General features: G+C 56.2%; 17 protein-coding genes and 1 other annotated feature. Of the genes, 13 read left to right on the forward strand and 4 right to left on the reverse strand.

The genetic code is table 11. The annotated features are described in order from the left end of the window. Positions 1-19: 19 nt before the first annotated feature. Positions 20-667, forward strand: coding sequence for a 2,3-diphosphoglycerate-dependent phosphoglycerate mutase GpmB (gpmB, locus tag FFB58_RS15760; protein WP_039030457.1), 648 nt, complete (start codon positions 20-22; stop codon positions 665-667). Here the strand turns inward: gpmB and robA are convergent. Continuing rightward, a complete protein-coding gene (gene robA / locus FFB58_RS15765) occupies positions 664-1,533 on the reverse strand; it encodes an MDR efflux pump AcrAB transcriptional activator RobA (protein ID WP_039030456.1) in 870 nt (289 codons plus the stop codon). The two genes, gpmB and robA, sit on opposite strands and share 4 nt — an antisense overlap. A 212-nt stretch (positions 1,534-1,745) precedes the next feature. Between robA and creA the strand changes: the two genes are divergently transcribed. From creA to creD, 4 genes are read left to right on the forward strand one after another with little or no spacing between them, the layout of a single operon-like run. Continuing rightward, positions 1,746-2,216, forward strand: coding sequence for a protein CreA (gene creA, locus FFB58_RS15770; protein ID WP_039030455.1), 471 nt, complete (start codon positions 1,746-1,748; stop codon positions 2,214-2,216). 14 nt (positions 2,217-2,230) lie between these two features. Then, a complete protein-coding gene (gene creB, locus FFB58_RS15775; protein ID WP_138370386.1) occupies positions 2,231-2,920 on the forward strand; it encodes a two-component system response regulator CreB in 690 nt (229 codons plus the stop codon). Next, complete coding sequence (gene creC, locus FFB58_RS15780; protein ID WP_138370387.1) at positions 2,920-4,344, forward strand: two-component system sensor histidine kinase CreC; 1,425 nt, start codon at positions 2,920-2,922, stop codon at positions 4,342-4,344. The genes creB and creC overlap by 1 nt, the downstream gene beginning before the upstream one ends. Positions 4,345-4,402: 58 nt before the next feature. After that, positions 4,403-5,752, forward strand: coding sequence for a cell envelope integrity protein CreD (gene creD, locus FFB58_RS15785; RefSeq protein WP_138370388.1), 1,350 nt, complete (start codon positions 4,403-4,405; stop codon positions 5,750-5,752). 44 nt (positions 5,753-5,796) lie between these two features. Here creD and arcA read toward each other — a convergent pair whose 3' ends face one another. Next, on the reverse strand, positions 5,797-6,513 hold the full coding sequence (gene arcA, locus FFB58_RS15790) for a two-component system response regulator ArcA (RefSeq protein WP_039030451.1): 717 nt from the start codon (positions 6,511-6,513) through the stop codon (positions 5,797-5,799). Between the two features lie 95 nt (positions 6,514-6,608). Here arcA and yjjY point away from each other — a divergent pair, with 95 nt between their 5' ends. The 7 genes from yjjY (at position 6,609) to FFB58_RS15825 (ending at position 13,462) form a co-directional block, all read left to right on the forward strand. Then, complete coding sequence (yjjY, locus tag FFB58_RS15795; protein ID WP_001541509.1) at positions 6,609-6,749, forward strand: protein YjjY; 141 nt, start codon at positions 6,609-6,611, stop codon at positions 6,747-6,749. A gap of 399 nt (positions 6,750-7,148) precedes the next feature. Then, positions 7,149-7,835, forward strand: a complete 687-nt coding sequence (locus FFB58_RS15800) for a tRNA/rRNA methyltransferase (protein WP_039030450.1) — start codon at positions 7,149-7,151, stop codon at positions 7,833-7,835. Between the two features lie 212 nt (positions 7,836-8,047). Continuing rightward, on the forward strand, positions 8,048-8,116 hold the full coding sequence (thrL, locus tag FFB58_RS15805; RefSeq protein ID WP_138370475.1) for a thr operon leader peptide: 69 nt from the start codon (positions 8,048-8,050) through the stop codon (positions 8,114-8,116). Beyond that, positions 8,055-8,172, forward strand: a sequence feature (Thr leader region). (Overlaps the previous gene by 62 nt.) Before the next feature lie 25 nt (positions 8,173-8,197). Beyond that, complete coding sequence (gene thrA / locus FFB58_RS15810) at positions 8,198-10,660, forward strand: bifunctional aspartate kinase/homoserine dehydrogenase I (protein WP_138370389.1); 2,463 nt, start codon at positions 8,198-8,200, stop codon at positions 10,658-10,660. Position 10,661: 1 nt separating this feature from the next. Continuing rightward, positions 10,662-11,591: a homoserine kinase gene (gene thrB / locus FFB58_RS15815; RefSeq protein ID WP_039030449.1), complete on the forward strand. Its 930-nt coding sequence runs from the start codon at positions 10,662-10,664 to the stop codon at positions 11,589-11,591. Positions 11,592-11,594: 3 nt separating this feature from the next. Beyond that, positions 11,595-12,881 (forward strand): threonine synthase, encoded by a 1,287-nt coding sequence (gene thrC / locus FFB58_RS15820; protein WP_138370390.1) that lies wholly within the window; start codon positions 11,595-11,597, stop codon positions 12,879-12,881. Between the two features lie 293 nt (positions 12,882-13,174). Beyond that, the gene (locus FFB58_RS15825; RefSeq protein WP_138370391.1) at positions 13,175-13,462 is read left to right on the forward strand and encodes a DUF2502 domain-containing protein; all 288 of its coding nucleotides are present in this window, start codon (positions 13,175-13,177) and stop codon (positions 13,460-13,462) included. A gap of 30 nt (positions 13,463-13,492) precedes the next feature. Here the strand turns inward: FFB58_RS15825 and yaaA are convergent, their stop codons facing one another. After that, a complete protein-coding gene (gene yaaA, locus FFB58_RS15830) occupies positions 13,493-14,266 on the reverse strand; it encodes a peroxide stress protein YaaA (protein WP_138370392.1) in 774 nt (257 codons plus the stop codon). Positions 14,267-14,332: 66 nt separating this feature from the next. Continuing rightward, entirely contained in the window at positions 14,333-15,763 is a 1,431-nt protein-coding gene (locus tag FFB58_RS15835) for a sodium:alanine symporter family protein (RefSeq protein ID WP_138370393.1), read from the reverse strand. A gap of 261 nt (positions 15,764-16,024) precedes the next feature. Between FFB58_RS15835 and tal the strand changes: the two genes are divergently transcribed. Next, positions 16,025-16,978: a transaldolase gene (gene tal / locus FFB58_RS15840; RefSeq protein ID WP_039030444.1), complete on the forward strand. Its 954-nt coding sequence runs from the start codon at positions 16,025-16,027 to the stop codon at positions 16,976-16,978. The last annotated feature ends 101 nt before the right edge of the window (positions 16,979-17,079 follow it).

Here is a 17,079-nt window from a genome sequence, read left to right on the forward strand (position 1 = left end):
AGTATAACGGAAAAAAAGCATGTTACAGGTATACCTTGTTCGCCACGGTGAAACGCAGTGGAACGCCGAGCGACGTATTCAAGGCCAGTCAGACAGTCCACTCACTGCCAAGGGCGAGCAACAGGCCTGGCAGGTTGGCGAACGTGCCAAAACACTGGGCATCACCCACATCATCGCCAGCGATTTAGGTCGCACGCGACGCACAGCGGAGATCATCGCGCAGGCCTGCGGCTGCGATGTCACTGTGGATGCCCGCCTGCGCGAGCTGGATATGGGGGTGCTGGAACAGCGTCTTATCGATACCCTGACCGAAGAAGAAGAGGGCTGGCGTCGTACGCTGGTCAACGGCAGCGAAGAGGGCCGTATCCCGCAAGGTGAATCGATGCTGGAGCTGAGCGAGCGTATGCACGCGGCGCTGGCGGCCTGCCTTGATCTTCCGCAGGGGAGCCGACCGCTGCTGGTCAGTCACGGGATGGCGTTGGGCTGTCTGGTCAGCACCATTCTCGGGCTTCCGGCATGGGCTGAACGCCGCCTGCGTCTGCGCAACTGCTCGCTTTCCCGCATCGACTATCAGCAGAGTCCGTGGCTGGCTTCAGGCTGGATTGTGGAGATGGCAGGGGATATCTCGCATCTCGATGCCCCTGCGTTAGATGAGCTGCAGCGTTAACGGCGGACAGGAATCAGGTATTCGCAACGCAGTTCGATAGGACCTTCTTCCGGTTTCAACTCAGTGGCAGGATAGTAACGTTCAATATCCTGCCCCTTTCTGCGGTTCAGGTTCAGCATCGGCATGCAGGTGCCGTAGACCGTCAGGATAAAGTCCTGCACGCCGGTCCCCAGCCCTTCGTAGGTGAACATCACGTATTCACCGCCTTCCAGCACAACCGGTTTCGACCCCTGAATATAGCCATTGGCCATTTCCGGCGTTAACGCGGTGGTGTAGAAGACCTCCTGCTCGTCGTCTTTTTCCAGACTTGGACGCGTCTCGTTCAGGCCATACAGCAGCGGCGGGATGGCCGGCGCGTGACTGAGGAACTCGCGCCAGAACTGGACGCGCATCTGATGACGGAATTCGGAGATCTGCTCCAGCGAGCAGGAGTAGCTCTGCGTGGTGCCGATCAGGTGGGTCTCTGGGAGAGTGATGAACTCATGCTGCGGCATGGTGAACTCGCCGAGGCGCAGCGGCGGACGCATGCCGAACGAGCTCCAGTCCGGCGAGCGGCGATAGAGCGCAGGCGTCAGCGAGAACTGTTTTTTGAACGCGCGGGTGAAGGTCTGCTGTGAATCAAAACGGTACTGCAGGGCGATATCCAGAATGGGACGCGCAGTCAGGCGAAGCGCCACGGCGGATTTGGAAAGACGACGGGCGCGGATATAGGCGCCAATGGCGTGACCGGTGACATCCTTAAACATCCGCTGTAAATGCCACTTAGAATATCCCGCTTTTGCCGCTACATTATCGAGTGACAAAGGCTGATCCAGATGGCCTTCCAGCCAGGTAAGAAGATCGCGAATAATTCCAGCCTGATCCATATACTATCCTCATCCTTAAAACAGCAGGTACCCTGCTAACAGGTTAGCGGATAATAGCATTTTTTGATGTTTTAGCATTCAGTGTTTTTTTTGCGCTTAAATGCGATTTTCCTGATGATCCGGAAGGATATTTTCTAATGCTGTGATCTTGCTGCTTTTTTTATATGATTGTTGAATAATTACGCAGTTCAATTTTCAAATATGGTAACAATATGAAATACAAGACATTGATCGTCACGGCGCTGCTGGTATTAACCGGTCAGGCCGCGCAGGCAGAGGAAATTGGCTCTGTTGATACCGTGTTCAAGGTTTTCGGGCCGGACCACAAAATTGTCGTTGAAGCCTTTGACGATCCCGATGTGAAGAACGTGACCTGCTATATCAGCCGGGCAAAAACCGGCGGGATAAAAGGGGGCCTTGGGCTGGCGGAAGACACCTCTGATGCCGCCATCTCCTGCCAGCAGGTGGGGCCAGTCGAGCTGAGCGAGAAGATCAAAAACGGTAAATCCCAGGGTGACGTTGTGTTCCAGAAACGCACCTCGCTGGTGTTCAAAAAACTGCAGGTAGTGCGTTTCTATGATGCGAAACGTAACACCCTGGCTTACCTGGCCTACTCGGATAAAGTCGTCGAAGGTTCGCCGAAAAACGCGCTGAGCGCGGTGCCAATTATGCCGTGGCATTAATTCAGGGATACAGCATGCAGCAACCTGTGGTCTGGCTGGTTGAAGATGAAATCAGCATTGCCGATACGCTGATCTATATGCTCCAGCAGGAGGGGTTTGCGGTGACGGCCTTTGAGCGTGGCCTGCCGGTGCTGGAGGAGGCGCGCCGACAGAGCCCGGCGATCGCCATCCTGGACGTGGGGCTGCCGGATATCAGCGGGTTTGAACTGTGCCGTCAGCTTCTGGTCCTGCATCCCTCGCTGCCGGTGCTGTTCCTGACGGCCCGCAGCGATGAGGTGGATAAGCTGCTCGGGCTTGAGATCGGTGCGGATGATTACGTCGCCAAACCCTTTTCCCCCCGGGAGGTATGCGCCCGGGTGCGGACCATTCTGCGGCGCATGCAAAAATCCGCCGCGCCTTCAGAGATCGTTCGTATCGGCCAGTTTGAGCTGAACGAACCTGCCGCCAGAATCAGCTGGTTTGGTGAGCCCTTACCCCTGACGCGCTACGAGTTCCTGCTGCTCAAAACGCTGCTGAACGCGCCGGGCCGCGTCTTTTCTCGCCAGCAGCTGATGGATAAAGTGTGGGGGGAAGAGGGCGACAGTTTCGATCGCACCGTCGACACCCATATCAAAACCCTGCGCGCCAAGCTTCGGGCGATAAACGATCGGCTCTCCCCCATCAGCACCCATCGCGGCATGGGCTATAGTCTGGGACTGTATTAATGCGCATCGGCATGCGGCTGTTGCTGGGCTACTTCCTGATCGTGGCCATCGCCGCGTGGTTTGTGCTGTCGATCTTTGTTCAGGAGGTGAAGCCCGGCGTGCGCAGGGCCACCGAAGGGACGCTGATTGACACCGCGACGCTGCTGGCGGAGGTGGGGCGAGACGACTTGCTCTCGGACAACCCGCAGGAAGGCAAGCTGGCCCAGGCCTTTTCCCGCCTCCATCAGCGTCCGTTTCGCGCCAATATTGGCGGCATCCACAAAGTGCGTAACGAGTATCACGTCTACATGACCGATGCCCGCGGCAGGGTAGTATTTGACTCCGCCGGACGTGCGGTGGGCGAGGATTACTCACGCTGGAACGACGTCTGGCTGACCCTGCGCGGGGAGTACGGCGCCCGCAGCACTCCGGGCAATCCGCAGGATCCTGAGAGCACGGTGATGTACGTTGCCGCGCCGGTGGTGGATCAGGGCAAGATCATCGGCGTGCTGTCGGTCGGAAAACCCAACAGCGCGATGGCGCCGGTGATCCAGCGCAGCGAGCGGCGGATCCTGTGGGCAGGCGGGGCGTTGCTGGGCCTGGCGTTGCTCATTGGTCTGGCGGTGGCCTGGTGGATTAACCGCTCGATTAACACCCTGTCGCGCTATGCCGACTCGGTGACCACGGATAGCCCTCTGCCGTTGCCCGATCCGGGCAGCAGTGAACTGCGCAAGCTGGCGCAGGCATTAGAGAACATGCGCGTTCGCCTGGAGGGGAAAAATTACATCGAACACTATGTGCACGCGCTCACCCACGAGCTGAAAAGCCCGCTGGCCGCCATCCGCGGAGCGGCGGAGATCCTGACAGAGCAGCCCCCGCCGCAGGTGGCGGCGCGGTTTATCGATAACATTCTGGTGCAAAACGCGCGCATGCAGTCGCTGGTGGAAAAACTTCTCGCCCAGGCGCGGCTGGAAAACCGGGTCGAGATTGTTCCGGTCAGCGTCAGCATTGACGAGCTGTTCTCGCGACTCGCCGACGCGCGCGCGGCGACGCTGGCCTCGCGAAATATCACCCTGAGCTGGCAAAAGAGCGGGTGCTGCGTGGAGGGGGATGCCGATCTCCTTGAGCAGGCGCTGGGCAATTTACTGGATAACGCTATCGACTTCACGCCGCAGGGTGGAACGATCCAGCTTGCGGCCAATCAGTCTCACAGGCAGGTTGAGATCGCCGTGACCGATACCGGAAGTGGGATACCGGATTACGCCCGGCCGCGAATTTTTGAACGCTTCTATTCGCTCCCGCGCCAGAACGGGCTGAAAAGCAGCGGGCTGGGGTTGGCGTTTGTGCAGGAGGTGACGCGTCTGCATCAGGGAAGTATCGATCTGCAAAACCGTACTGACGGCGGCGTGATCGCCACGCTGACACTTCACCGTCCCTTCACATAACTTCAAACTGGCCCCACATAGCGTTGTTAGGCTCTCCCCATCACAAAGGAGACCTGATATGAAATCCCCCCTGTTCTGGAAAGTCACCACCCTGTTGGGGTGCATCCTGCTGTTACTCGTCCCGCTGATAATGGTGGGCAACCTGATTTCGGAGCGGGAGAGCTACCGCGACGAGGTCGAAAATACCCTGCGTCAAAGCACCAGCGGCCCGCAGCAGCTGGTCGGCCCGCTGATCGCCATTCCGGTGACGGAGGTCTATTACAAGCAGGAGGACGCGAAAAAGGTGGAGTACAAGAAGCGTTATATGCACTTCATTCTGCCGGAGACGCTGCTTGTCAACGGCAAGCAGCACGTGCAGACGCGAAGCATCGGCATTTATGACGGGCAAATCTGGAATAGCGATCTCAACATTAAGGCGCAGTTCACCACGGAAAAACTGGCGGAGCTTGAGGGTGAGACGATGACGCTCGGCAAGCCGTTTATCGTGGTCGGCGTGGGTGACGCGCGCGGGATTGGCGCAGTGAGCATCTCAAAAATCAATGGTGAGACGCTTAACATCGAGCCCGGCGCTGGCGTGTATGGGGCGTTATCCGGCATTCATATTCCGCTGACCGACAAGGCGCTGGAGTCTAAAACCCTCTCGCTGGAGATGTCGCTGAATCTGGCCGGCACCGGCAGCTTTGCGGTGGTTCCGGTGGGACGTAACAGCGAGATGACCCTTACCAGCAACTGGCCGCACCCGGGCTTTATGGGCAATTACCTGCCGGTTAAGCATGAGATTAGCGCGTCCGGTTTCCAGGCGAACTGGAAAAGCAGCTGGTTTGCGAACAATCTGGCAGGCTGGTTCAACGACAACGAGGTTCCTGAATGGAACGCGATCCCGGCGTTCAGCGTCACGGTTGCGACTCCTGCCGACCAGTATCAGCTGACCGACCGGGCGATTAAGTACGCCATTCTACTGATTGCGTTGACGTTTATGGCCTTCTTCGTCTTCGAAACCTTAACCGGGCTGCGGCTGCACCCGATGCAGTATCTGCTGGTGGGGCTGGCGCTGGTGCTGTTCTACCTGGTGCTGCTGGCGTTATCTGAGCATGTGGGATTCACCCCGGCGTGGATTATCGCCAGCCTGGTGGGAGCATTAATGAACGGTGTCTACCTGCAGGCGGTGCTGAAAAGCTGGAAACGCAGCGGCCTGTTTGTGCTGGCGCTGCTGGGGCTGGACGTGGTGATGTGGTTCCTGCTGCGTTCGGAAGACAGCGCGTTGCTGCTGGGTTCAGCCGTACTGGCACTGGCGCTGTTTGCGGTGATGTACCTTACGCGGCACTTTGACTGGTACTCGCTCTCCCAGCCGAAACGCACGGAGCCACCGGCGTCACCGGATAAAGATGCGATGCGGATATGGAAATAAAAAAACGGCGCGAAAGCGCCGTTTTTTATGGCTTGCGTGCGGGATTACTCCTGCAGGTCGCCGCAGAAACGATAGCCTTCACCATGAATGGTGGCGATGATTTCTGGGGTATCCGGCGTGGATTCGAAGTGTTTACGAATACGGCGGATAGTTACATCGACGGTACGGTCGTGCGGCTTCAGCTCACGGCCGGTCATTTTTTTCAGCAGTTCTGCACGGGACTGGATCTTGCCCGGGTTTTCGCAGAAGTGCAGCATGGCGCGGAATTCACTGCGCGGCAGCTTATACTGGTCGCCCTGCGGGCTCACCAGAGAACGGCTATTGATATCAAGTTCCCAGCCGTTGAATTTGTAGCTCTCTACGCTACGACGCTCTTCGCTGACCGTGCCCAGGTTCATGGTGCGGGACAGCAGGTTGCGTGCACGAATGGTTAACTCGCGTGGGTTAAACGGTTTGGTGATGTAGTCATCCGCGCCGATTTCCAGGCCAAGAATTTTATCAACTTCGTTGTCGCGGCCGGTCAGGAACATTAACGCAACGTTCGCCTGCTCACGCAGTTCACGCGCCAGCAGAAGGCCGTTTTTACCCGGCAGGTTAATGTCCATGATAACCAGGTTGATATCATTTTCAGAAAGGATCTGATGCATCTCTGCGCCATCGGTCGCTTCAAAGACATCGTAGCCTTCTGCTTCGAAAATGCTCTTTAACGTGTTGCGTGTTACCAACTCGTCTTCAACGATAAGAATGTGCGGGGTCTGCATGTTTGCTACCTAAATTGCCAACTAAATCGAAACAGGAAGTACAAAAGTCCCTGACCTGCCTGATACATGCCACAAATTAACATGACCGGCGTAACGTGACTAAAGTACGTAATTGCGTTCTTGATGCACTTTCCATCAACGTCAACAACATCATTAGCTTGGTCGTGGGTACTTTCCCTCTGGACCCGACAGTGTCAAAAACGGCTGTCATCCTAACCATTTTAACAGCAACATAACAGGCTAAGTGACACCGGACACCCAATAAAACTACGCTTCGTTGACATATATCAAGTTCAATTGTAGCACGTTAACAGTTTGATGAAATCATCGTAGCGGATTGCTAGCCTTTGTCACAAATTTTCAATAAACCAACTAGTTGCAGTAGTTTATTAATAAACAAGGTGAATCCAATGTCAACATTGAGCCTGAGAAACTATTATCATTATTAAACATAAGGATAAGCGTTGTTCTTTAACATTATCGCGTAAAGTTCATTCATGAAATAGTTTAGTGTTTTTAATTTGTAGTGAAACGCTATTTCGGTGATTTCTGTTGCAAATTTGTAAATTCGTGATGCGTAATATGATGATGCCCATCACATTTTTATCGGCTAACTGCCTAAAAAGAGAACATAAATGCATTTGTCTATCGTACTGGTTTCCCCAGCAAGAGCAGAGAATATCGGCGCCGCCGCACGGGCCATGAAGACCATGGGGTTTACCGATTTACGTATTGTCGCCAGTGAAGCGCACGCCGAGCCTGCGGCGCGTCGTGTCGCGCATGGATCGGGAGATATCCTCGATAATTTAACCACTTACGAAACGCTTGCCGACGCGCTGCACGATATTTCTTTTACCGTAGCGACGACCGCCCGCGGTCGCTCAAAGTTCCATTACTACGCCACGCCCGCTGAGCTGGTGCCTTTACTGGCAGAAAAAAGTCAGTGGCTGCCCAAAATGGCGCTGGTTTTTGGCCGCGAAGATTCCGGCCTGACGAACGAGGAACTGGAACTTGCGGACGTGCTGACCGGCGTGCCGATGGTGGCAGATTATCCGTCGCTGAATTTGGGTCAGGCCGTGATGGTCTACTGCTATCAATTAGCATCCTTGATGCAAAACCCTGCTTCGCCTCCGGCTGAGGTGGATGAAAACCAACTTTCTGCCTTGCGTTCGCGCACTGAACGTCTGTTGACGTCGCTGAATGTCGCCGACGACCAAAAAATGGCGGAGTGGTTACAGCAGCGGTTGGGTCTGTTAGGACAGCGAGACACGGCAATGTTGCACAGATTACTGCACGATATCGAAAAAAAACTGGCAGAGTAAAACGCTGTCATAGTTTTTCGTTATGGTTGAATGCTCCAAAAAATGAGCTGTGTACGGTCTGATCTGGACGGAAATAAAAACTCAGGCAGAGAGACGTGAAAGGGCCGGAAAATGTGATCAAATTAGAAATTCGTTGACTTACCGGCAGGTTTGCTTTAACCAATAGAGTCAGACAGCACAGACAGATAAAAATTACAGAGTACACAACATCCATGAAACGCATCAGCATCATCACCATTACCACAACCATCACCATTACCACAGGTAACGGTGCGGGCTGACGCGTACAGGAAACACAGAAAAAAGCCCGCACCTGAACAGTGCGGGCTTTTTTTTCGGCCAAAGATTACGAGGTAACAACCATGCGAGTGTTGAAGTTCGGCGGTACATCAGTGGCAAATGCAGAACGATTTCTGCGTGTTGCCGATATCCTGGAGAGTAATGCCAGGCAGGGGCAGGTGGCGACGGTACTCTCTGCCCCGGCTAAAATTACCAATCACCTGGTGGCGATGATTGAGAAAACCATCGGGGGTCAGGATGCGCTGGTGAACATCAGCGACGCTGAGCAGATTTTTGCCAGCCTGCTGCAGGGCCTGGCAGATGCACAACCTGGTTTTCCTCACGCCCAGCTCAAGGCCTTTGTTGAGCAAGAATTCGCCCAGATCAAACACGTTCTGCATGGTATCAGCCTGTTGGGGCAGTGCCCGGACAGCATTAACGCGGCGCTGATCTGCCGCGGTGAAAAACTCTCTATCGCCATCATGGCGGGCCTGCTGGAAGCGCGCGGCCATAACGTCACGGTGATCGATCCCGTCGAAAAACTGCTCGCTGTTGGTCATTACCTCGAATCCACCGTAGATATCGCCGAATCTACCCGTCGCATTGCGGCAGGCAAAATTCCTGCCGACCATATGATTCTGATGGCGGGCTTCACCGCCGGGAATGAGAAAGGGGAGCTGGTGGTGCTGGGCCGTAACGGCTCTGACTACTCCGCCGCCGTGCTGGCCGCCTGTCTGCGCGCCGACTGCTGTGAAATCTGGACCGACGTCGACGGCGTCTATACCTGCGACCCGCGCCAGGTGCCCGATGCCCGCCTGCTGAAGTCGATGTCTTATCAGGAAGCGATGGAGCTCTCCTACTTCGGCGCCAAAGTGCTTCACCCTCGTACCATCGCCCCTATCGCCCAGTTCCAGATCCCTTGCCTGATTAAAAATACCGGCAATCCGCAGGCGCCAGGTACGCTGATTGGCGCCAGCAGCAATGAAGATGGGCTGCCGGTGAAAGGCATCTCCAACCTCAATAACATGGCGATGTTCAACGTCTCCGGGCCGGGCATGAAAGGCATGGTCGGCATGGCGGCGCGCGTGTTTGCGGCTATGTCGCGCAACGGTATCTCGGTGGTGCTCATCACCCAGTCCTCGTCTGAATACAGCATCAGCTTCTGCGTCCCGCAGGTGGACTGCCTGCGTGCCCGCCGCGCGCTGGAAGAAGAGTTCTATCTGGAGCTGAAAGAAGAACTTCTGGAGCCGATGGCAATTCAGGAGCATTTGGCGATCATCTCCGTGGTGGGTGACGGCATGCGCACCCTGCGCGGCATCTCTGCGAAGTTCTTTGCCGCGCTGGCGCGGGCGAACATCAATATTGTCGCCATTGCCCAGGGCTCCTCGGAGCGTTCTATCTCCGTGGTGGTGAATAATGACGATGCCACTACCGGCGTGCGCGTGACGCACCAGATGCTGTTCAACACCGATCAGGTCATCGAGGTATTCCTGATTGGCGTCGGCGGCGTCGGTGGAGCGTTACTGGAGCAGCTTAAGCGCCAGCAGGAGTGGCTCAAGAAAAAGCATATCGACCTGCGCGTCTGCGGTATTGCCAACTCCAGAGCCCTGCTGACCAACGTTCACGGGCTGAATCTGGAGAACTGGCAGGCAGAGCTGGCGGAAGCGAAAGAGCCGTTTAATCTTGGCCGCCTGATCCGCCTTGTGAAAGAGTACCATCTGCTGAACCCGGTCATCGTCGACTGTACCTCCCATCAGGCGGTGGCCGATCAGTATGCCGACTTCCTGCGCGAAGGTTTCCACGTGGTGACGCCAAACAAAAAGGCCAACACCTCGTCGATGGATTACTACCATCAGATGCGCCATGCGGCGGCGAAATCACGCCGTAAGTTCCTGTACGACACTAACGTCGGCGCCGGGCTGCCGGTTATCGAAAACCTGCAAAACCTGCTCAACGCCGGTGATGAACTCCAGCGTTTTTCCGGCATCTTGTCGGGCTCGCTCTCCTTTATCTTTGGCAAGCTGGACGAGGGCATGAGCCTGTCGGAAGCGACCAAAGTGGCGCGTGAGCTGGGTTACACCGAACCCGACCCGCGTGACGATCTCTCCGGCATGGATGTGGCGCGCAAGCTGCTGATCCTCGCCCGCGAAACGGGCCGTGAGCTGGAGCTGTCGGATATCGTCATCGAACCGGTCCTGCCGGAAGGTTTTGACGACTCGGGCGATGTTGCGACTTTTATGGCTAACCTGCCGCAGCTGGATGACGCTTTTGCGTCCCGCGTCGCAAAAGCCCGTGATGAAGGCAAGGTATTGCGCTATGTTGGCAACATCGAAGAAGACGGCGTCTGCCGGGTCAAAGTCGCGGCGGTAGACGGTAACGATCCGCTGTTCAAAGTGAAAAATGGCGAAAACGCCCTCGCGTTTTACAGCCACTATTATCAGCCACTGCCGTTGGTCCTTCGCGGCTATGGCGCGGGGAACGATGTCACGGCGGCGGGGGTGTTTGCCGATCTGCTGCGTACCCTGTCATGGAAGTTAGGAGTTTAACATGGTCAAAGTTTATGCCCCGGCTTCCAGCGCCAATATGAGCGTCGGGTTTGATGTGCTGGGCGCGGCGGTGACGCCGGTGAATGGCGCATTGCTGGGTGATACGGTTACGGTAGAAGCCGCGGAGAGCTTCAGTCTGAACAACGTCGGGCGTTTCGCCAGCAAGCTGCCGACCGACCCGCGCGAGAATATTGTCTATCAGTGCTGGGAGCGTTTTTGTCAGGAGATCGGTAAAAACGTGCCGGTCGCCATGACGCTGGAAAAAAGCATGCCGATTGGCTCCGGGCTGGGTTCGAGCGCCTGTTCGGTGGTCGCCGGGCTGGTGGCGATGAACGAACATTGCGGCAAACCGCTGAATAACACCCGTCTGCTGGCCCTGATGGGCGAGCTGGAAGGGCGCATCTCCGGCAGCATTCATTATGATAACGTCGCCCCTTGTTTCCTGGGCGGTATGCAGCTGATGATCGAAGAGAACGGCATCATCAGCCAGCAGGTGCCAGGCTTTGACGAGTGGCTGTGGGTACTGGCGTATCCGGGCATTAAAGTGTCGACCGCGGAAGCGCGCGCCATTCTGCCGGCGCAGTATCGCCGTCAGGACTGCATCGCGCACGGTCGTCATCTGGCGGGCTTTATTCATGCCTGCTATACCCGTCAGCCGCTTCTTGCGGCAAAACTGATGAAAGATGTTATTGCTGAGCCGTACCGCACCAAACTGCTGCCTGGCTTCAATGAAGCCCGCAGCGCCGCGCTGGATATCGGCGCGCTGGCCTGCGGTATTTCCGGTTCCGGGCCGACCCTGTTTGCACTCTGCGACAAGCCGGATACGGCTGAGCGGGTTGCGGGTTGGCTGGAGAAAAACTACCTGCAAAATCAGGAAGGCTTTGTTCATATTTGCCGTCTGGATACGGCGGGCGCACGAGTACTGGGATAAACGATGAAACTCTACAATCTTAAAGATCATAACGAGCAGGTAAGCTTTGCACAGGCCGTAACGCAGGGGCTGGGCAAAAACCAGGGGCTGTTCTTCCCGCACGACCTGCCGGAATTCGGTCTGACCGAAATCGACGACATGCTGAAGCAGGATTTCGTCACCCGCAGCACCAAAATTCTCTCCGCCTTTATCGGCGACGAGATCCCGCAGGAGCTGCTGGAAGAGCGCGTCCGCGCGGCCTTTGCCTTCCCGGCACCGGTAAGCCAGGTGGAGCCGGACGTCGGCTGTCTTGAGCTGTTCCACGGCCCGACGCTGGCCTTTAAAGATTTCGGCGGCCGCTTTATGGCGCAGATGCTGACCCACATCAGCGGCGATAAGCCGGTGACCATCCTGACGGCCACCTCCGGCGATACCGGTGCGGCGGTTGCGCATGCCTTCTACGGCCTGAAAAACGTCCGCGTGGTGATCCTCTATCCGCAGGGGAAAATCAGCCCGCTGCAGGAAAAACTGTTCTGTACTCTCGGCGGCAACATTGAAACCGTCTCCATCGACGGCGATTTCGATGCCTGTCAGGCGCTGGTTAAGCAGGCCTTCGATGATGAAGATCTGAAGGTGGCGCTGGGCCTGAACTCCGCGAACTCCATCAACATCAGCCGTCTGCTGGCGCAGATCTGCTACTACTTCGAAGCGGTGGCGCAGCTGCCGCAGGAAGCGCGTAACCAGCTGGTGATCTCGGTGCCGAGCGGCAACTTTGGCGACCTGACCGCAGGCCTGCTGGCGAAATCTCTGGGCCTGCCGGTGAAACGCTTTATCGCCGCCACCAACGCCAACGACACCGTTCCGCGCTTCCTGAAAGAGGGCAAGTGGACGCCAAACGTTACGCAGGCCACCCTGTCTAACGCGATGGATGTGTCCCAGCCTAACAACTGGCCGCGTGTGGAAGAGCTGTTCCGCCGTAAAATCTGGCGTCTGAACGAACTGGGCTACGCGGCGGTGACCGACGAAACCACCAAAGAGACCATGCGTGAGCTGAAGCAGGTGGGTTACACCTCTGAACCGCACGCTGCGGTAGCCTATCGTGCCCTGCGCGATCAGCTGAACCCGGGCGAGTACGGCCTGTTCCTCGGCACGGCGCATCCGGCGAAGTTCAAAGAGAGCGTGGACGAGATCCTCGGTGAATCTCTGCCGCTGCCGAAAGAGCTGGCCGAGCGCGCCGATCTGCCGCTGCTGTCGCACAACCTGCCGGCCGATTTTGCTGCGCTGCGTAAGTTGATGATGACCCGCGGGTAAGCGCTTTTTGCCGGGTGGCGGCTTCGCCTTACCCGGCCTACACGAGCTCGAGTTGTAGGCCCGGCAAGCACCGCGCCGCCGGGCATCAGGCCGCACAATCCAGCCGGGTACGCCTCTGCGCCACCCGGCTTTTTTGTGAAGAAATTAAGGAGAAAAATAGCAGGGAAAAAGTAGAAATTCCCAATAAATGCGGTCACTTACAGAATAGGATTGCAGAGAATAACATCCTCCATGCCCCTCACGTAATCTCCTTACATCGGCCCACAACGGGCAGGATTAATAAGGAGTAACCTATGTCTAAACTGAAACCTGTGCTTATCGCGCTTTCTCTGATGCTGGTGGCTCCGATGGCGGTTCAGGCCTCTGAAATCACCCTGGTTCCGGCGGTCAAATTACAGATTGGCGATCGGGATAAACAGGGACACTACTGGGATGGCGGCCGCTGGCGCGACCATGACTGGTGGAAGTCACATTATGAGTGGCGGGACAACCGCTGGCACCCGCATGATGAACATCATGATAATCGCCACAACGATCGTCATGACGATCACCGTCCGGGACCGGACTGGAAGCATCATTAACAAAACCCCGCCAGGTGGCGGGGTTTCGCATTACTGCTCGTGACGCTTAAAGACCAACTCGCCTTTTCCTGAGGCTTCCTCATCAAAGAAATAACCTTCGCTGTTAAAGGCGGTTAGTTGCTCTGGCTTCGTCAGGCGCTTTTCAATGATGTAGCGGCTCATCAGACCACGGGCTTTCTTGGCATAGAAGCTGATGACCTTAAACTTGCCGTTTTTCTCGTCGAGGAAGACTGGCTTAATAATCTCTGCATTCAGCTTCTTCGGTTTGACGGCTTTGAAATACTCATCTGAAGCCAGATTGATGACAATGTTGTCACCCTGGGCTTCCAGGGCATCGTTCAGCTTGTTGGTGATGGTCTCGCCCCAGAACTGATAGAGATCTTTCCCTTTCGCATTTTCCAGGCGGATCCCCATCTCCAGACGGTAAGGCTGCATCAGATCCAGCGGGCGCAGCACGCCGTACAGGCCGGAGAGCATACGCAAATGCTGCTGGGCGAAATCAAAATCCGCTTCGCTAAAGGTTTCTGCCTGCAGGCCAGTGTAGACGTCGCCTTTGAAGGCCAGAATCGCCTGACGCGCATTCGACGGCGTGAAATCCGGCTGCCAGTCGTGAAAACGGGTGGCATTCAGATCCGCCAGCTTGTCGCTGATGCTCATCAGGCTCGCAATTTGCGGGGCCGAAAGCTTACGCGCTTCGCGGATCAGCTGTTGCGAATGATCCAGCAGTTCCGGCTGGGTATAGCGCCCGGTGGCAAGTGGGCTCTGGTAGTCGAGCGTTTTAGCAGGTGAAATCAGAATCAGCATATCCAGTCCTTGCAGGGGAAGTGGTGCGACTTTATCAAAAAAACCGCCTCGAGTGATCGATGGCTGTTATCGACGCGGCAAATCATCCCAGGCGCCGGGAGCAAGCTGCTCTTCAATCTCGGGATAACGCGAGACGTCGAAAACCGGCTGCACGCCCAGTTTGCGCTGGCGCAGATAGTCCCGGGCGATCAGGGTCACCACCGGGGAGAGCAGCAGGATGGCCGTCAGGTTAGTGATCGCCATCAGCGCCATGATGATATCCGCCAGTTGCCAGACCGTCGGCAGGCTCAGCAGCGATCCGAGCAGCACCATCAGGGCAACGCCGCCCCGCAACAGCCAGCGCGAGCGCCGGGCATCCGGGTGTAAAAAGAGCAGGTTGTTTTCGGCATAAATGTAATTCACCACAATTGAGCTGAAGGCGAACAGGATGATGATGAATCCCACGAATCCGGCACCCCAGCCTCCGGTCAGATTTATCAGCGCCTGCTGTATTATCTGTATGCCTGCGGTATCTGCCGGGAGATCCACCGGGCCTGCCAGCAGCACAATCATGGCGCTGGCGGTACAGATGATGATGGTATCGACGAATACGCCGATCATCTGCACGATCCCCTGGGAGGCCGGGTGAGGGGGCCAGGACGCGGCAGCTGCGGCGGCATTGGGGGTTGAGCCCATACCCGCTTCGTTGGAAAACATGCCGCGCTGAAAACCTGCCGTCAGGGCCTGACTCAGGGTGTAGCCCAGCGCTCCGGCCGCCGCTTCGCGCCAGCCAAAGGCGCTTTTAAAGATCAGGTTGAAAACCGCCGGTAACTGTTCGGCATGCCAGGCACAGATAAGCAGGCTGGCCATCACCCACAGCAGCGCCATTACCGGCACCATCCACTGCATCAGCCTGGCGACGCCTTTAATGCCGGTGATGACCACCACCACGGTGAGCGCGGCCAGCGTGCCGCCGGTCAGAACCTCCGGGCAATCGAAGGCAAAGCGCAGCGCGTGGGCGACAGAGTGGGCCTGAACAGTGTTGAAAATGAGGCCGTAGGCGACGAGCAAAAAGATCGAAAACAGCACGCCCATCCAGCGCATGCCGAGGCCCCGGGCCATATACCAGGCCGGGCCGCCGCGAAACTGCCCCTGTTTATCCGCTTCTTTATAAAGCTGCGCTAACGAGCACTCCGCGAAAGAGGTGGCCATGCCGATGATGGCGGTCATCCACATCCAGAATATTGCCCCTGGACCACCGGCGGAGATCGCCAGCGCGACCCCGGCTAAATTCCCGCTGCCGACCCGGGCCGCCAGGCTGGTGCAGAGCGCCTGGAACGAGGTTAAACCTCCCGGCTGGGGGCTCAGGCTATTTTTCAGATTCTTTCGCAGTTGGGGAATAGAGCGAAACTGAATAAAGCCGCTGCGAACGGTGAACCAGATACCTGCCGCAAAAAGCAGGTAAATCATCATCGAACCCCACAGGACTTCATTAATAAACGACAGGTAATCAGGCATTAACGTCCCTCTTGTTGATGCCAAAGTGAATAGGTAATCGTTTCGAATGATTGAGCAAACAGTTAATTAGCAGCCAATTAATTTGAGGAGTTTATCACAGTATTCTTCAGCGCATTGTCTGCGGTTGCGCTGACATTCCGTCGTGTTATCATCAGGGCAGACCGGTTACATCCCCCTAACAAGTAAACCTGTCATTTTTCCGTTTCTGGCATCCTGCTGGTAACGCGAATTATCCAGGGCAAGTTAAAGAGAAACACTATCATGACGGATAAATTAACCTCCCTTCGTCAGTTCACGACTGTTGTCGCTGACACCGGAGATATCGCGGCAATGAAGTTGTACCAGCCGCAGGATGCCACAACGAACCCTTCTCTGATCCTTAACGCTGCACAGATCCCTGAATACCGCAAACTGATTGATGAGGCTGTTGCCTGGGCGAAAAGCCAGAGTGATTCCCGCGATCAGCAGGTTGTTGATGCGACCGACAAACTGGCCGTTAACATTGGTCTGGAGATCCTGAAGCTGGTTCCGGGCCGTATTTCTACCGAAGTGGATGCGCGTCTGTCCTATGACACCGAAGCGTCCATCGCTAAAGCCAAACGCCTGATCAAACTGTACAACGATGCTGGCATCAGCAACGACCGTATCCTGATCAAACTGGCTTCCACCTGGCAGGGCATCCGCGCTGCAGAGCAGCTGGAAAAAGAAGGCATCAACTGTAACCTGACCCTGCTGTTCTCCTTCGCGCAGGCGCGCGCATGTGCAGAAGCGGGCGTGTTCCTGATCTCTCCATTTGTGGGCCGTATTCTGGACTGGTACAAATCCAATACTGATAAGAAAGAGTACGCGGCAGCTGAAGATCCGGGCGTGGTTTCCGTTACCGAGATTTACGAATACTACAAGCAGCACGGCTATGAAACCGTGGTGATGGGCGCAAGCTTCCGTAACGTGGGCGAGATCCTGGAACTGGCTGGCTGTGACCGCCTGACCATCGCACCTGCGCTGCTGAAAGAGCTGGCAGAAAGCGAAGGCGCAATCGAGCGTAAGCTGAGCTTCAGCGGCGAAGTGAAAGCCCGTCCAGAGCGCATCACTGAATCCGAGTTCCTGTGGCAGCACAACCAGGATCCAATGGCGGTAGACAAACTGGCGGACGGTATCCGTAAGTTTGCAATCGACCAGGAAAAACTGGAAAAAATGATCGGCGAACTGCTGTAATCATTCTGGCGTGACCGGGCTCCCGGTCACGCTACCTCTCTCGTATCCTGTCTCAATCTCTTTCCTGCGTGTATCATTCTCCTCAATCTGTATTGTTTGAA

Origin of the sequence: Enterobacter sp. MF024 (assembly GCF_005843915.1) — a bacterium.
In the GTDB taxonomy this organism is placed as follows: domain Bacteria; phylum Pseudomonadota; class Gammaproteobacteria; order Enterobacterales; family Enterobacteriaceae; genus Enterobacter; species Enterobacter barmai.

Coding starts and splice junctions, on each gene's coding strand:
- FFB58_RS15835 (WP_138370393.1), bottom strand. CDS start 15,763: ATGCCTGATTACCTGTCGTTTATTAATGAAGTCCTGTGGGGTTCGATG.
- tal (WP_039030444.1), top strand. CDS start 16,025: ATGACGGATAAATTAACCTCCCTTCGTCAGTTCACGACTGTTGTCGCT.
- thrB (WP_039030449.1), top strand. CDS start 10,662: ATGGTCAAAGTTTATGCCCCGGCTTCCAGCGCCAATATGAGCGTCGGG.
- creD (WP_138370388.1), top strand. CDS start 4,403: ATGAAATCCCCCCTGTTCTGGAAAGTCACCACCCTGTTGGGGTGCATC.
- yaaA (WP_138370392.1), bottom strand. CDS start 14,266: ATGCTGATTCTGATTTCACCTGCTAAAACGCTCGACTACCAGAGCCCA.
- creA (WP_039030455.1), top strand. CDS start 1,746: ATGAAATACAAGACATTGATCGTCACGGCGCTGCTGGTATTAACCGGT.
- gpmB (WP_039030457.1), top strand. CDS start 20: ATGTTACAGGTATACCTTGTTCGCCACGGTGAAACGCAGTGGAACGCC.
- thrA (WP_138370389.1), top strand. CDS start 8,198: ATGCGAGTGTTGAAGTTCGGCGGTACATCAGTGGCAAATGCAGAACGA.
- thrC (WP_138370390.1), top strand. CDS start 11,595: ATGAAACTCTACAATCTTAAAGATCATAACGAGCAGGTAAGCTTTGCA.
- FFB58_RS15825 (WP_138370391.1), top strand. CDS start 13,175: ATGTCTAAACTGAAACCTGTGCTTATCGCGCTTTCTCTGATGCTGGTG.
- robA (WP_039030456.1), bottom strand. CDS start 1,533: ATGGATCAGGCTGGAATTATTCGCGATCTTCTTACCTGGCTGGAAGGC.
- arcA (WP_039030451.1), bottom strand. CDS start 6,513: ATGCAGACCCCGCACATTCTTATCGTTGAAGACGAGTTGGTAACACGC.
- creB (WP_138370386.1), top strand. CDS start 2,231: ATGCAGCAACCTGTGGTCTGGCTGGTTGAAGATGAAATCAGCATTGCC.
- FFB58_RS15800 (WP_039030450.1), top strand. CDS start 7,149: ATGCATTTGTCTATCGTACTGGTTTCCCCAGCAAGAGCAGAGAATATC.
- creC (WP_138370387.1), top strand. CDS start 2,920: ATGCGCATCGGCATGCGGCTGTTGCTGGGCTACTTCCTGATCGTGGCC.